The 13,528-nt window shown below is 51.8% G+C and carries 17 protein-coding genes; 15 read left to right on the top strand and 2 right to left on the bottom strand.

The annotated features are described in order from the left end of the window. Nucleotides 1-16: 16 nt before the first annotated feature. From ONZ54_RS07710 to trpA, 5 genes are all read left to right on the top strand, one after another. Nucleotides 17-616, top strand: a complete 600-nt coding sequence (locus ONZ54_RS07710; protein ID WP_096118178.1) for an aminodeoxychorismate/anthranilate synthase component II — start codon at nt 17-19, stop codon at nt 614-616. Nucleotides 617-626: 10 nt separating this feature from the next. Then, nucleotides 627-1,640: an anthranilate phosphoribosyltransferase gene (gene trpD, locus ONZ54_RS07705; protein ID WP_265434810.1), complete on the top strand. Its 1,014-nt coding sequence runs from the start codon at nt 627-629 to the stop codon at nt 1,638-1,640. Between the two features lie 98 nt (nt 1,641-1,738). Beyond that, nucleotides 1,739-3,160, top strand: coding sequence for a bifunctional indole-3-glycerol-phosphate synthase TrpC/phosphoribosylanthranilate isomerase TrpF (gene trpCF, locus ONZ54_RS07700; protein ID WP_271788258.1), 1,422 nt, complete (start codon nt 1,739-1,741; stop codon nt 3,158-3,160). Nucleotides 3,161-3,245: 85 nt separating this feature from the next. Then, nucleotides 3,246-4,439 (top strand): tryptophan synthase subunit beta, encoded by a 1,194-nt coding sequence (gene trpB, locus ONZ54_RS07695; RefSeq protein WP_042060260.1) that lies wholly within the window; start codon nt 3,246-3,248, stop codon nt 4,437-4,439. Next, nucleotides 4,436-5,242 carry a tryptophan synthase subunit alpha gene (gene trpA / locus ONZ54_RS07690; protein ID WP_271787845.1) on the top strand — a complete coding sequence of 269 codons (807 nt, stop codon included), beginning with the start codon at nt 4,436-4,438 and terminating at the stop codon, nt 5,240-5,242. Before trpB ends, trpA begins: the two co-directional genes overlap by 4 nt. A gap of 714 nt (nt 5,243-5,956) precedes the next feature. Here the strand turns inward: trpA and ONZ54_RS07685 are convergent. Continuing rightward, nucleotides 5,957-6,235 carry a phage integrase N-terminal SAM-like domain-containing protein gene (locus tag ONZ54_RS07685; RefSeq protein WP_271787844.1) on the bottom strand — a complete coding sequence of 93 codons (279 nt, stop codon included), beginning with the start codon at nt 6,233-6,235 and terminating at the stop codon, nt 5,957-5,959. A 211-nt stretch (nt 6,236-6,446) separates the two neighbouring features. Between ONZ54_RS07685 and ONZ54_RS07680 the strand changes: the two genes are divergently transcribed. The 8 genes from ONZ54_RS07680 (at nt 6,447) to ONZ54_RS07645 (ending at nt 11,551) form a co-directional block, all read left to right on the top strand. Further along, nucleotides 6,447-6,932: a GNAT family N-acetyltransferase gene (locus ONZ54_RS07680; RefSeq protein WP_096118174.1), complete on the top strand. Its 486-nt coding sequence runs from the start codon at nt 6,447-6,449 to the stop codon at nt 6,930-6,932. 131 nt (nt 6,933-7,063) lie between these two features. Continuing rightward, entirely contained in the window at nt 7,064-7,426 is a 363-nt protein-coding gene (locus ONZ54_RS07675; protein WP_271787843.1) for a DMP19 family protein, read from the top strand. A 114-nt stretch (nt 7,427-7,540) separates the two neighbouring features. Further along, entirely contained in the window at nt 7,541-7,786 is a 246-nt protein-coding gene (locus ONZ54_RS07670; protein ID WP_271787842.1) for a CPCC family cysteine-rich protein, read from the top strand. 234 nt (nt 7,787-8,020) lie between these two features. After that, the gene (locus tag ONZ54_RS07665) at nt 8,021-8,407 is read left to right on the top strand and encodes a DUF6896 domain-containing protein (RefSeq protein WP_271787841.1); all 387 of its coding nucleotides are present in this window, start codon (nt 8,021-8,023) and stop codon (nt 8,405-8,407) included. 926 nt (nt 8,408-9,333) lie between these two features. After that, on the top strand, nt 9,334-9,747 hold the full coding sequence (locus tag ONZ54_RS07660; protein WP_271787840.1) for a DMP19 family protein: 414 nt from the start codon (nt 9,334-9,336) through the stop codon (nt 9,745-9,747). 78 nt (nt 9,748-9,825) lie between these two features. Further along, a complete protein-coding gene (locus ONZ54_RS07655) occupies nt 9,826-10,368 on the top strand; it encodes a cysteine hydrolase family protein (RefSeq protein ID WP_271787839.1) in 543 nt (180 codons plus the stop codon). Between the two features lie 121 nt (nt 10,369-10,489). Further along, nucleotides 10,490-10,909 (top strand): hypothetical protein, encoded by a 420-nt coding sequence (locus ONZ54_RS07650; RefSeq protein ID WP_271787838.1) that lies wholly within the window; start codon nt 10,490-10,492, stop codon nt 10,907-10,909. Between the two features lie 465 nt (nt 10,910-11,374). Continuing rightward, nucleotides 11,375-11,551 (top strand): hypothetical protein, encoded by a 177-nt coding sequence (locus ONZ54_RS07645; RefSeq protein ID WP_265458630.1) that lies wholly within the window; start codon nt 11,375-11,377, stop codon nt 11,549-11,551. Here ONZ54_RS07645 and ONZ54_RS07640 read toward each other — a convergent pair. Continuing rightward, entirely contained in the window at nt 11,545-12,078 is a 534-nt protein-coding gene (locus ONZ54_RS07640) for a metal-dependent hydrolase (RefSeq protein WP_271787837.1), read from the bottom strand. The genes ONZ54_RS07645 and ONZ54_RS07640 overlap by 7 nt on opposite strands. Before the next feature lie 127 nt (nt 12,079-12,205). Between ONZ54_RS07640 and ONZ54_RS07635 the strand changes: the two genes are divergently transcribed. Both ONZ54_RS07635 and ONZ54_RS07630 read left to right on the top strand, forming a co-directional pair. After that, nucleotides 12,206-12,688 carry an NUDIX hydrolase gene (locus tag ONZ54_RS07635; RefSeq protein ID WP_271787836.1) on the top strand — a complete coding sequence of 161 codons (483 nt, stop codon included), beginning with the start codon at nt 12,206-12,208 and terminating at the stop codon, nt 12,686-12,688. A 170-nt stretch (nt 12,689-12,858) separates the two neighbouring features. Next, a complete protein-coding gene (locus ONZ54_RS07630; RefSeq protein WP_271787835.1) occupies nt 12,859-13,332 on the top strand; it encodes a GrpB family protein in 474 nt (157 codons plus the stop codon). Nucleotides 13,333-13,528: the final 196 nt, after the last annotated feature.

The following is a 13,528-nucleotide window of genomic DNA, read 5'->3' as shown; positions in this document are numbered from 1 at the left end:
TCGAAGGAGCAGCATCATGACTAACATCTTCTTGCTCGATAACTTCGATTCGTTCACCTACAACCTGGTGGATCAGTTCCGCTCACTCGGCTATCCGGTGCGGATCTACCGCAACAGCCTGCCATCAAGCCGCATCATGAGCGAGATCGCCGCCTGCGAAGGGGATGCGGTGCTGGTGCTCTCCCCGGGGCCGGGTGCGCCTCACGAGGCGGGTTGCCTGATTGATCTGATCAAGCTGGCCCGCGGCCAGGTGCCCATCCTCGGCATCTGCCTCGGTCATCAGGCCCTGTGCGAAGCCTACGGCGGCACCGTCGGCGCGGCGGGTGAAATCGTCCACGGCAAGCGGTCCCTGATTGAGCACAACGGCCATGGCGCCTTCGCCGGTCTGCCGAGCCCGCTGCCGGTGGCCCGCTACCACTCACTGGTCGCCACCTATGTGCCGGAAGAGCTGACGGTGATTGCCCACTATCAGGGCATGCCCATGGCCATAGAGCAGCAGGACGACAGGGTGCTGGGCTTCCAGTTCCACCCGGAATCCATCATGACCTCGGAAGGGGCCCGCCTGCTGACCCAGGCGCTCGCCCATATCACCCGTCCAGTTAGCAGTGTGCGGTAAGGAAGACCCTATGCATCAACATCTCAACACCCTCTATCAGGGTCAGTCTCTGAGCCGTGAAAGCACCCGTGACGCCTTCGGGCAAGTGGTTCGTGGCGAAGTGGATCCCATAGTGCTCGCCAGTTTATTGACCGCCCTCAAGATCAAGGGGGAGACCCCGGAGGAGATCGCCGGCGCCGCCGAGGCGTTGCTGGCGGAGGCGCGCGACTTCCCGCGTCCGGATTATGAGTTTTGCGACATAGTCGGTACCGGTGGCGATGGCCTCAACACCATCAACGTCTCCACCACCTCGGCACTGGTCGCCGCCGCCTGCGGCCTGAAAGTGGCCAAGCACGGCAACCGCTCGGTATCGAGCAAGTCGGGCTCGAGCGATCTGCTCGACAAGATGGGCATCAAGCTCGACATGAGCCCGGCGCAGGCGCGCCATTGCCTGGACGAACTCGGCATCTGCTTCCTGTTCGCTCCCCAATACCACGCAGGGGTGCGTCACGCCATGCCGGTGCGCCAGGCCCTCAAGACCCGCACCCTGTTCAATGTGCTGGGGCCGCTCATCAACCCCGCTCGCCCCACCTATCAGCTGATGGGTGTCTATGCCCCCGAGCTGGTGCGCCCCATCGCCGAAACCCTGCTGGCACTGGGGCTGAAAACCGGTATGGTGGTTCACGGCGCCGGGCTCGACGAGATTGCCATCCACGGCCCAACCCAGGTGGCCCAGATCCGTGACGGCGAGATCCGCGAATTCATGATCACCCCGGCTGACTTTGGCCTGGAAACCTATCCGGTCAGCGCCATTCAAGGGGGCGAGCCCGAAGAGAACCGCGCCATCACAGCCGCCATTTTGGCAGGGCAAGGCACTCCGGCGCACAACGCCGCCATCGCCGCTAACGTGGCCCCGCTGCTGCTGATGGCGGGCAAGGCCGCGGATCTCAAGAGCGCGGCGGCCGATGTGCTGGCGGTGCTGGCGAGCGGCAAGGCGGCTGATCTGGCCGCCCGGCTGGCCACCCTGAGCCATCAGGAGGCATGATGTCAGCCACGAACCAGCACGGCACCAAACCAGAAAGCCCGCAGGGCACTCTCTCAGATCGCCCGCAGGGCAATAGCCAGCTTCGCAAGGATAACGAGATGTCAGACTCCATTGCCCCCCATGCTTTTCTGAACATGGCTTCCATCAACCAGACCATTCTCGGCAAAATCGTGGCGGCCAAGCAGGAGTGGGTTGCCGCCCGCAAGCTGGCGCAACCGCTGGAGAGCTTCCAAGGTGAACTGGTGCCAAGCGCTCGGGATTTTGTCGGCGCCCTCAAGGCGGGCTCAACCCGCTTTATTCTGGAGTGCAAGAAGGCCTCCCCCTCCAAGGGCTTGATCCGCGATGATTTCAGCCCGGAGGCGATCGCCGATATCTATGGCAAATACGCAACCGCCATCTCTGTGCTGACCGATGAGAAGTTCTTTCAAGGGGATTTCGCCTTTTTGCCGCGAGTGCGCGCCCGCGTCCAGCAACCGGTGCTGTGCAAGGATTTCATGATTGACCCCTATCAGCTCTATCTGGCCCGCCACTATCAGGCGGACGCCATCCTGCTGATGCTCTCTGTGCTCACCGACGAGGGCTATCGCGCCCTGTTCACGGTGGCCAAGGAGCTCGGCCTAGGGGTGCTGACCGAGGTGAGCAATGAGGAAGAGCTGACCCGCGCCATCGCACTCGGCGCCCCCGTCATCGGCATCAACAACCGGGATCTGCGGGACTTGAGCGTGGATCTCAACCGCACCAAACAGCTGACCAAAGATATTCCGGGCGATCGGGTGGTGATCAGCGAATCCGGCATCAAGGATCGCACCCAGGTGGCCGACCTTCGCCACCATGCCAAGGGCTTCCTGGTGGGCTCCTCCCTGATGGAGGAAACCGATCTGGAGGCCGCAGTACGCAAGCTGGTGCTGGGCCAGAACAAGGTGTGCGGCCTGACCCGCGCCGACGATGCCGCCGCCGCCCATCAGGCAGGCGCCGTATTCGGCGGACTTATCTTTGTGGCGAAGAGCCCGCGCTATGTGGACATTCCCACCGCCCGTACCGTGATGGCGGGTGCGCCGCTCTCCTATGTGGGGGTGTTTCGCAATGCCCAGCAGGAGACCATCGCCAAAACGGTGGAGGCGCTGGGACTGGCCGCGGTGCAACTGCATGGGAATGAAGACGCCGCCTATATCGACAACCTGCGTCCACTGTTGCCGGCGACCTGCCAAGTCTGGAAGGCAGTCGGCATCACAAGTGGCGAGCCGCTGCCCGCCCTCGACTATCCGGCGGATCGATTGTTGCTGGATACAAAAGTCGGCAGCCAGAGCGGCGGCACGGGTCAGGCGTTCGACTGGGCCATGCTGGCCAATCTCGATAAAGCCAGGCTGATGCTGGCAGGCGGGCTGAATCCCGACAACGCTCTGCAGGCGGCAGAGGTCGGCTGCCTCGGCCTTGATTTCAACTCCGGGGTGGAAAGCGCCCCGGGCCAGAAAGATCCACACAAGCTAGCTGCGGCTTTTAGCGCCCTGCGCGGCTTGTAACAGTGCCCTTCGCCTCTTTGAAAGCGCAGAGCGATAACAACGAATTTAATATTGTCTTTTTGATTCAAGGTATAAGGAAGAAACCATGACCCTGCTTAACCCGTTTTTTGGTGAATTTGGTGGCATGTATGTGCCCCAAATCCTCATCCCCGCCCTGCTCCAGCTGGAGAAAGCCTTCGTCGATGCCAAGGAGGATCCGGCCTTTATCGCCGAATTTCAGGAGCTGCTGACCGAGTATGCAGGTCGCCCGACCCCGCTCACCCTGACCCGCAACCTGACCAAGGGCACCAAGACCCGCCTCTATCTGAAGCGTGAAGACCTGCTGCACGGCGGCGCCCACAAGACCAACCAGGTGCTGGGTCAGGCGCTGCTGGCCAAGCGGATGGGCAAAACCGAGATCATCGCCGAGACCGGCGCCGGTCAGCATGGCGTCGCTACCGCACTGGCCTGCGCCCTGCTCGGTCTCAAGTGCCGAGTCTACATGGGTGCCAAGGATTGCGAGCGCCAGAAGCCCAACGTGTTTCGCATGAAGTTGATGGGCGCCACCGTCATTCCGGTGCATTCGGGCTCCAGCACCCTGAAAGATGCCTGCAACGAGGCGCTGCGCGACTGGGCTGCCAACTACGACTCCGCCCACTACCTGCTGGGCACCGCTGCCGGTCCGCACCCCTTCCCCACTATCGTGCGGGAGTTTCAGAAGATGATCGGCGAAGAGGCCAAGGCCCAGTGCTTCAAGAAAGAGGAGCGCCTGCCCGATGCGGTGATCGCCTGCGTCGGCGGCGGTTCCAACGCCATCGGCATGTTTGCCGACTTTATCGACAACAAAGAGGTGCGTCTGATCGGGGTCGAGCCGGGCGGTCACGGCATCGAGAGTGGCGAGCACGGTGCGCCGCTGGGTCACGGCAGCAAGGGGGTCTTCTTTGGCATGCACTCCTACCTGATGCAGGACAAGCAGGGCCAAATCCAGGAGTCCTACTCCGTCTCGGCGGGGCTGGACTTCCCCTCCGTTGGCCCGCAGCACGCCCATCTGGCCTCCATTGGCCGCGCCGAGTATGTCTCCATCACCGACAAGGAGGCGCTGGACGCCTTCCAGGAGCTGGCCAAATCAGAAGGGATTATCCCGGCGCTGGAGTCCTCACACGCGCTGGCTCATGCCCTCAAGATGGCCCGCAGTGAACCGGAGAAAGAGCAGGTGCTGATCGTCAACCTCTCCGGCCGTGGCGACAAGGACATCTTCACCGTCGCCGACATTTTCGAGAAAGAAGGAACCTTGTCATGAACCGTTACACACAACTCTTCTCCCGTCTGGATGCAGTCAATCAGGGCGCCTTCGTGCCGTTCGTGATGCTGGGTGACCCCACCCCAGAACTCTCCCTGGCCATCGTCGATGCGCTGGTCGCAGGGGGCGCCGATGCCCTCGAGCTCGGTATTCCCTTCTCCGATCCGGTAGCGGACGGCCCCACCATTCAGGGCGCCGCCCTGCGTGCCTTCGAGAGCCACACCACCCCGGACGACTGCTTCGAACTGCTCGGCCGCATCCGCGCCAAGTACCCGCAGTTGCCCATTGGCCTGCTGGTCTACGCCAATCTGGTCTATGTACGCCAGATCGACGGTTTTTATGAGAAGTGCCAGCAGGCGGGCGTGGATTCGGTGCTGGTGGCCGACGTGCCGGTGCAGATGTGCGCCCCCTACAAGGCGGCTGCCGACAAGTTCGGTATCGACAGCATCTTTATCGCCCCGCCCAATGGCGATGCCGAAACCCTGAGACAGGTGGCGGAGCTTGGCAGTGGTTACACCTATCTGGTGAGCCGCGCCGGTGTCACCGGCGCCGAAACCAAGGCTGGCATGCCGGTAGATGGCCTGATCAATACCCTGCGCGAGTTCAAGGCGCCCCCCGCCCTGCTCGGCTTTGGCATCAGCGAACCGGCTCAGGTGCGAGAAGCGATCGCCGCTGGCGCCGCCGGTGCCATCTCCGGCTCCGCCGTGGTGAAGATCATCGAGACCCACCACCAGAACCCGGAGCATATGCTCACTCGTCTGAAAGAGTTTGTGGAAGGGATGAAGGCAGCGACCAATCGATAAGGGGCGGCATTGGTCAAATGCCATTGGCCGTGAGTGGTCCGCTGATGTATCCAGATCACGCATAGTTGCATCGCCACATCAAAGGGAGCCTGACCGGCTCCCTTTCTCTTTCCTGCTTGTTGTCGCTCCCGGCATCTTTGTCCCTTCTTCCCTTGGGAGAGGGTCAGGGTGAGGAAACCCATAATCCCCCGGCGTTATCGAATCGTAGGTACGAATAGCGCAGCGTATTCGGACGTTCGTGGATCACCGTAGGGTGCAATAAGCGCAGCGCATTGCACCGCAGCAAATTCCCTTTCCACGGCGACGGTTCCGGCCCAGAACCAGCAGGGAACCCCTTGATGTGGCTTCGCCCCATGGAACACGAGGGCTCTGCCCTCGACAGAGTTCCGCCCGCCTGTGGCGGGTTCCCTCATCTAGCTCTCTGGGGCGGACGGTACGCCGCAGATGGTACATCCCTGTACCAACTGCGGCTGCGCCGTCATCCCTGACGGCGCCCCTGACCCATTGAGCTCGACTCGGCGGCTTGGAGGGGGATCAAAACCGTGCCAGCCCTCCGCTCCCGTCTAACCGCAAACAAGCTCCCTCTCCATCTGGGAGAAGGTTGAGGTGAGGGTATTTCCGCACTCTCTGCGAATCCGGCTGCTCACTTGAGCAACAGTTTTCCCTAATTGATTGAACCAGCTCAGATTTCTATCAACTGCCTCTTTCCATGTCTCAATCCGGCCCCTTAAAATAGCCAAACGACAATCCATCTCTCGGGAACATGTCATGGAAGCGATTGTTGCTACCTCGCGGGTGAAAAGCAGCGAACTGGGGGCTGAAACCCAGGGGCGGTAGCCTTGCCTGAAGAAACAGACAAGCAAGGTGAGAAAGGCATTGACCTCGACGGCACCGAGTTTTTTGCGGGTGTAGTAGTTGATTAAAAAATATGAAATTGCGGACCCAGTACCAGTAGGACTTTTCAGTACGGATGCTGTAGTGATGCAAACGCATCACTGTCCTGAACTGTTTTTTTATACAGTGGTAATGATAGAGTAAAAAAGAGGAGGTCAAGCGAGTACATTCAAGCATCAGAGGTAGACTAGTAATGCTTTGATTTAATTTTTTTCATGACCACTATCAGTGCAGAGCGGAGTTATATGGAAGGCTCTACTATCGGATTAGTGCCGCCTTCTATCTAATCACTGTTAGGCATAAGGAAATTATGGAACTCATTCAGCTAAATGAGAATGAGCTAAAAATGTTGCGTGATGGTCAATCTGAGCTCAAGTATATGATTGACGGAATTCCACCAAATCATGTTTTAGATCGCTCTCTTAATCATTATCGTGATTCAATTTGTGAAGTTTGGTCTTTACCATACTTTATAAAGTCAAATGACCAGCTAATTGGTAGTTGTGGTTTCAAGAACCCACCGATAGACTGCCGAGTTGAAATCGGTTACAACGTAGCTTTTGGTGTTCAAGGTAAAGGTATTGCAACATTCGCAGTTAACAAACTTTGCCAAATTGCTTTTGAATCTGGTTTAGTCAAATTTGTCTTTGCATTAATCTCTTCTGAAAATTCGGCGTCACTCATTGTTGTTCGCAAAAATGGATTTATTTATAAAAACATTGTTATGGATAGTAATGGCGAGTCATTAGAATGCTGGGAATTAAGTGATAATATCAATGCATTGGAAAATTTCTAACAAACGCTTCAAGAGGGACAGCCAACGCATGGCGCTCTTAGTTAAAATCAGCATTTGTGATTACGGTTGTTAATTTAAGTTCAGTGTTTAGCGTTGCCTGCCCCTTAAGCGGGCGTTATGTTTGAGGTGCTATGAAATCTCTAACTGTTGATGAAATTTTTGATAAAGGGATTAGCGATGAAACCAAACTTTCGGAACAAGAGTGGCCCATTTTCGCGGTGGCGTACTTAGAATCAATAGCTGATATGGAAGGCTGGGATCATTTTTTTACACACAGTATGGAATGGTATCCTCTAGTCTTAAGGGCTCTAAAGCTTTCAGGTGATTTCAACTCGCTGAAAATTATTGATAATTATCGAAAGCACTTTGAAAGCTTTGGCGTCGACTTCGAAGCGACTGAAATAGACAAGTTTTTGTGTTTTGCATCGGATAAATATTTTAGTGAATATGCTGACTGGCGCGAAGAGTTTTCGCAAGCAGGTGAACAACGCTGAAAATTAATTAACCAATACTACCTCAACGTTGGGGTGGTATTAAAAACATAACAAGCAAAGGCAGCCGACGCGTACCGCGCGCTGCTTTAAGCGTCATACATTATGGAGAGACTGTTGAAATATACCTGTCCTTGCTGTGGCTATAAGACTTTGGATGAGCCTGCTATAGGTACGTTCGATATTTGTGAGCATTGTGGCTGGGAAGATGACTTGGTACAAAACTCAGAGCCTGATTATGAAGGTGGAGCTAATGTTAGCAGCTTACGTGAAGCGCAACATGATTTTATAAATAAAGCTATAGATTCCCAAGAATTTATTAAAGATTCTGCTTGGAAGATATTAGAACCACTATCAAAATAATCACACTCAAAATCTGCAAAAAAATCCCACCATTAATAGTAACGGGGAAGTAAAAAATGCATAAACAGAAACTAACGATTCATCTGTTCATAAAGACTGGTTTTATGCGTTTTTGATACAGCTAAATAATACATTGACCCAGAGCACAAGGGCATAACAAATGGTTCAAATCGCTCGCTGTGCTCGCTGGGACGGGCTAAAGCCCGCCCCTTAACCAAACGTTATAGGGCAAACATGGATAACCTCGACAAGATCCGAAAACTCATACCGCTGTGGCATGCCCAAAGAAAATGGGCCGAGGAGCTTCTTGTCCGTGCATTTGATTTGAAATCCGCTGAGGAAATACTAAAACCAGAAAACCGAGGAAATAACCCAATTCCCGGGACGAACTGGATGTATCGAACTCATGGAGTTGGCGTAGACATATATCGAACCGCAGATGCAGGCGGAATTGATTTCGATTTCAATAAAATAGATCCAGATGAATGGCACCTACGAGTATTCTTTGAAAAACAATACAACGAAGGAAACCTGCCTCTCGCAGAGTATCGAGAGCTTTATGAAGATGAAGGCTTGCTCCAGTGCTTCATAAAAATGGCGCTTGAGGGGCAAGTCCTATAACAAATGGTTCAAATCGCTTGGGACGGGCTAAAGCCCGCCCCTTAACCAAACGTTATGCCGTATGAATAGAGGACAAGCGAAGTGAACGTGAGCCAGCCAGCGGAGATGCCTTTCACTAGGGAGGCCGCGATTCAAATGCTGAAGTGGGGAGCGATGCCCGAGTCGTCTCCTTACTCTCATAAGGCAATCGCGGAGTGGTGTGATCGGTTTTGGTGCCAGTACCTTGAGGTCGATGCGGAGCCTAAAATTGAGAAGTTACTTCCGATCCTCACCGATGTCGAAACACAGTGGGACTTGTACTTGGCCAATACCTATTCAATTGACGAATTAAGATCCGGTAATTTTGAGCAAGTGCGGATTCCGACGGAGTGGTTCCATGAATGGCTGAGACAAGCGGCATAACCCTTCATCACAGTGGAGCTGCGCTAGCTGGCCCACTGAATTAAAACGTTAAATGTAATTATGGACGAACGATAATTTACGAAGTTAATTGAGTTTCTGGAAAAGGTTCCAGCGATTAATGGTGCTATCAGAAAGGGAGTTGATGAGGATAGTCGCTGGTGGGTGAAATTTGAAATCGACATTCACCACCAGTTTGCTTGGCATACAGTCCAAGAATTGGGGCATGTTTTAAATTACATGTCTGTCAACGAACGATTGCCAACATCTTTTCATCCTGTATCTCCACCTCCTTATATTAATGATGGCCCATATGAATATCTATCCTAGGTAATTGAGTGTCATAATCCAGAGTTTAGGCTCGGCACTTGTGCAGAGTGGTTAATTGGCCGATTGCCAAACCCTGTTGAGGATTTAGAGAAATCGGCCTCAGAATAAAACACTTAACAAGGCCAAGCAGCATCGCCCCCTTGGGGCTGTACCTCGCTACGCTAGGCCGCTGTTGGCGGCGTTATATTTGAGGTGCTATGCAATCTCTAACTGTTGATGAAATTCTTGATAAAGGGATTAGCGATGAAACCAAACTTTCGGAACAAGACTGGCCCATTTTCGCGGTGGCGTACTTAGAATCAATATCTGATATGGAAGGCTGGGATCATTTTTTTACATACAGTATGGAATGGTATCCTCTAGTCTTAAGGGCTCTAAAGCTTTCAGGTGATTTCAACTCGCTGAAAATTATTGATAATTATCGAAAGCACTTTGAAAGCTTTGGCGTCGACTTCGAAGCGACTGAAATAGACAAGTTTTTGTGTTTTGCATCGGATAAATATTTTAGTGAATGTGCTGACTGGCGCGAAGAGTTTTCGCAAGCAGCTGAACAACGCTGGAAATTAATTAACCAATACTACCTCAACGTTGGGGTGTTATTAAAAACATAACAAGCAAAGGCAGCCGACGCGTACCGCGCAGCTGCTTTGAGCGTTAACTAGCAATTAAAATTTCGAGTATACATTCAAATGACAAAAGCATTATTAATTATTGACGTCCAAGTCGGCTTATTTGAACCAACACCATCACCTTACAAATCTGATGAAGTGATTTCAAATATCAATAAACTCACTGATAAGGCGCGACCGTCTAAAACGCCGATCATTTGGATACAACATGAAACACCAAGCCATGAAATTCTAAAGTTTCAAAGTTCTGGCTGGAAATTGTCTAATAATTTGAATCTGGCTGAATCAGATTTTTATGTTCGCAAAACCACACCTGACTCTTTTTTTAAAACCGACTTACTTCAAATATTAACAAACCAAACTGTTTCTGAATTGGTGGTCTGTGGTTATGCAACTGAATTTTGTGTAGATACAACGATTCGAAGTGCAGCGGAAAAAGGTTTTCAAATCACGTTAGTGAGTGATACTCATACCACACATGATAAACAACACGCACCTGCTGAGTTCATAATTCAACACCACAACGCCACGTTGCCAAATATTACAAGTTTCGGTGTAAAAATTAAAACTGAGCAATCCGCATTAGTCGAATTTGCTAGTTAAAAAACTTGATGTGGGACCGCTTTGCGGTCCCACAAATTGAAGTTAAGTGCCTATGAGAATCGTCAGCATCATTGCTCTATTACTGATTATTTTCTGCAACCTAAATGCAAAGGAAAAATCAATGGTTCAAGAAGAAGCCAAAAAAACTTGGGACGAGTACCATGAAAGAATAAAAATGCGCCGCCTTGCAGAAGCGAAAATTATAAATGCTGAACTTGGCAGCAATAGCATCACTACAGAAACCGATCTAATACTAGACTTCAATTTCTTCACTCAAGATAAAGAAGGTGCCAAAGGTATAAAAGAGCAGCTTAGTGAAAACTATGAAATGTCGATGTATCAGAATGGCGAATACTGGAAAATTTCAGGCACCTCTCGACCATATGCTGTGAATTTATCCACTGAGCAACATTTAGGCTGGGTAGAGTTCATGCACGATGTGGCTCTTTCTTATAGCTGCATTTTTAGCTCATGGACTGTTACCGAACATAAAACAAAGAAGTCATGGTCAAATGAAAATATTGAAACAGAGTTTAATTAGGGTAGCACTAAACAAGCGCATGTTGCCGGACTGGTGTTCCTCTGCGATCCAAACCAGCAGCAAATGCGGACGTTATTTATTATCTAGGAAATATGAAAGCTCATTTATTGAAATGATAGCGCTTATTTGAGGTCAGTTGCTGAAGCATTACTGATACTTCGTCCTTATTTTTATTTGGGCTCTTTGTCAGAACACAAACCTGGGACACCCACCTTTCTGAACCAGACATGGCATAGCCAACATTCAAAATGATGGGTGTCCTAGCTCTGCTGCATCTCAGCCCCAAAAGTTAGCGTTAGGATATTTGAGAAGTTGTGTGATAAATATCAACCGAAAAACAAAACGATTGGCCATTCTCTACACCTTCCTGTTTCTGATCAGACTCGGATTTCGCGCCTTTGGCTATGACCTGTTTTATCACAATCAAATAACCCCTCTGGCATATCGGATTTGATTGAAGTGGCATTGGCCATCATTTATCTGGCGAGTCTGGGTCTCTGCATACTGCATGCCCTGTGGATATTGCTCCGGCACTGGGATCAAGGTGCCTTGGGGGCCTCAGCACTGCTCACCCTCTGCACCGTGCAGTGGCACAGTTATGACTATCTTCATCACCTGGCCGCCAGTCTCAACATCTACTGAGAACCCCTCCACACCCGCCACCCCATCAATCCCAGCATTAATACAACCCCCGGCAGCCAGACCCAGTAGAGCTCGGAGAGGATAACCGCTGCACCCCGGGCGGTGAGATAGGCCTCCAGCTTGAAGGGGGCGACCCGGATCACCTGCCAGGGGGCGAAGAAGCGCTCGTCACGCCACGGCCAGAGCCAGCCAACCCCTTTGCCGCCAGTGGTAAGCGAATCGAGCAGGCAGTGGGAGAGCAGAGAGACCAGCAGAAACGACCAGACGGTGGCGGCGCTGGCCTTAAGCTGGCGGTGAAACAGCATGGCCAGAGTGGGCAGGGTAAAGGCGAACAGCAATGAGTGGGTAAAGCCGCGGTGGCCAAAGACATGGCCGTAGGCGACCCCCAGTTTGAAGGCGAGCACATCGGCATCGGGCAGCATGGCGATGGCAACACCCGCCAGCAGCAGGCGCGGCGGAATAATCCGGCTGCCAAGCCCGAGTCCAAGACAGAGAGGTACGGCGGCGTGAGTGATGATGGTAGGCATATCGAAAAGCTCCAACTGAAAACTGGTGCCTACCCTACCCCCGCTCGGTGAAGTGAACGTGAAGAATAAAAATGATGATACTCACCTTTCCCCTTAAGCGGGCGTTATGCGATTAGAGGAACAATCAATGAGAGCGCCATTTCAAGTATTAGTATTTCCGTATCAAATCCTCAATGAACAACCTCGTTACTTAATCGGACAACGAAGTGACAATGGGGCTTGGCAAGCTATTTCAGGCGGTGGTGAAGATAACGAATCCACTCTTGAGGCGGCAAAACGGGAACTTAAAGAAGAAACCTGTTTAATTGGCTGTGATTGGCAGCAGCTTGACTCAATGTGTATGCTTCCCAAGGTGTACTATGCTGGTCATGAAAATTGGGCTAATCATCAGTTTGTAGTACCTGAATATTCTTTCTCAGTTCGGGTGTCTGCTGAGCCACAACTATCAAATGAGCATACAAAATTTCGTTGGTGTAGCTTCCAAGAGGCTAGTGAATATTTTAAATATGACTCAAACAAAATAACCTTATGGGAGCTTAATCAAAGGCTTCAACGCGTAACAGACGCCTCAAGAGGGACTGTCAACGCGTGGCGTTTCCAATCCCATTGAGCTGAAGTGGTTACGGTTGTTATATTTGAGTTTAGTGGTATTGCGTTGCCAGCCACTTAAGTGGAGGGAAATCAGGACATCCACATTTCTGAGCAAGACGCTGTATAGCCAGCACACAGGAAGGTGGGTGTCCCAGTTTTGGTATCAAACCTTATGCCTTGGGAGGAAATATGAAGTTTTACAGTGCTGAACAATATCAAACATCTTGTGACGAGCGGTTTCTTCGATACGAGCGCAAAGTTAAAAATTTGCTTCCGCAGGCAAGAGTGGAGCACGTTGGTGCCTCTTCAATTCCGCTGGCAATATCTAAAAGCGATCTTGATATTTTTATCGGCGTGGAAAGTTACGAACTCAATGCAGCTATCCAGCTCCTGACGACATTGGGTTTTCAAGAAAAAGCCGATACCTTGAGAACATCGGAACTGTGTATGCTGGAGTCAACGTCGGGTGATGACGTTGCTTTTCAGCTGATGGCCAATGGCTCTGAATTTGAATTTTTTCTGATTTTTCGTGATAAATTGCGCGCCGCTCCGTCACTGGTTCAGCAATACAATGCACTCAAAATGTCTTGTGAAGGCCAGTCACAAGATGACTATCGCCGGAAAAAATCCGATTTTATAAATCACGTTTTAAAGAACGCATAATCAGCCCACAAAAGGGTGAGTGTCTCTGTTTTGGTTTTGTGAAGAACACCTGATGTGTCACTCTGAAAATGCCATCAGCACTGTCCCCTGCCGGTCCATTCCTCACCCCCTTCCTTCTATGAAAACGTGAACGTTGCTATCACAACCAGCATACAGATGCCTACATCACCATGGTTGAGACAGATAATCCCGCCGA

The organism is Aeromonas salmonicida (assembly GCF_028355655.1).
GTDB lineage: Bacteria > Pseudomonadota > Gammaproteobacteria > Enterobacterales > Aeromonadaceae > Aeromonas > Aeromonas salmonicida.
Note: the sequence above shows the minus strand (reverse complement) of the source record. Positions and strands in the feature narration are given on the sequence as shown.

What these genes read in the sequence shown, in the direction of transcription:
- ONZ54_RS07710 (WP_096118178.1), top strand. Translation starts at nt 17, where the DNA reads ATGACTAACATCTTCTTGCTCGATAACTTCGATTCGTTCACCTACAAC.
- trpD (WP_265434810.1), top strand. Translation starts at nt 627, where the DNA reads ATGCATCAACATCTCAACACCCTCTATCAGGGTCAGTCTCTGAGCCGT.
- trpCF (WP_271788258.1), top strand. Translation starts at nt 1,739, where the DNA reads ATGTCAGACTCCATTGCCCCCCATGCTTTTCTGAACATGGCTTCCATC.
- trpB (WP_042060260.1), top strand. Translation starts at nt 3,246, where the DNA reads ATGACCCTGCTTAACCCGTTTTTTGGTGAATTTGGTGGCATGTATGTG.
- trpA (WP_271787845.1), top strand. Translation starts at nt 4,436, where the DNA reads ATGAACCGTTACACACAACTCTTCTCCCGTCTGGATGCAGTCAATCAG.
- ONZ54_RS07685 (WP_271787844.1), bottom strand. Translation starts at nt 6,235, where the DNA reads ATGCGTTTGCATCACTACAGCATCCGTACTGAAAAGTCCTACTGGTAC.
- ONZ54_RS07680 (WP_096118174.1), top strand. Translation starts at nt 6,447, where the DNA reads ATGGAACTCATTCAGCTAAATGAGAATGAGCTAAAAATGTTGCGTGAT.
- ONZ54_RS07675 (WP_271787843.1), top strand. Translation starts at nt 7,064, where the DNA reads ATGAAATCTCTAACTGTTGATGAAATTTTTGATAAAGGGATTAGCGAT.
- ONZ54_RS07665 (WP_271787841.1), top strand. Translation starts at nt 8,021, where the DNA reads ATGGATAACCTCGACAAGATCCGAAAACTCATACCGCTGTGGCATGCC.
- ONZ54_RS07660 (WP_271787840.1), top strand. Translation starts at nt 9,334, where the DNA reads ATGCAATCTCTAACTGTTGATGAAATTCTTGATAAAGGGATTAGCGAT.
- ONZ54_RS07655 (WP_271787839.1), top strand. Translation starts at nt 9,826, where the DNA reads ATGACAAAAGCATTATTAATTATTGACGTCCAAGTCGGCTTATTTGAA.
- ONZ54_RS07650 (WP_271787838.1), top strand. Translation starts at nt 10,490, where the DNA reads ATGGTTCAAGAAGAAGCCAAAAAAACTTGGGACGAGTACCATGAAAGA.
- ONZ54_RS07640 (WP_271787837.1), bottom strand. Translation starts at nt 12,078, where the DNA reads ATGCCTACCATCATCACTCACGCCGCCGTACCTCTCTGTCTTGGACTC.
- ONZ54_RS07635 (WP_271787836.1), top strand. Translation starts at nt 12,206, where the DNA reads ATGAGAGCGCCATTTCAAGTATTAGTATTTCCGTATCAAATCCTCAAT.
- ONZ54_RS07630 (WP_271787835.1), top strand. Translation starts at nt 12,859, where the DNA reads ATGAAGTTTTACAGTGCTGAACAATATCAAACATCTTGTGACGAGCGG.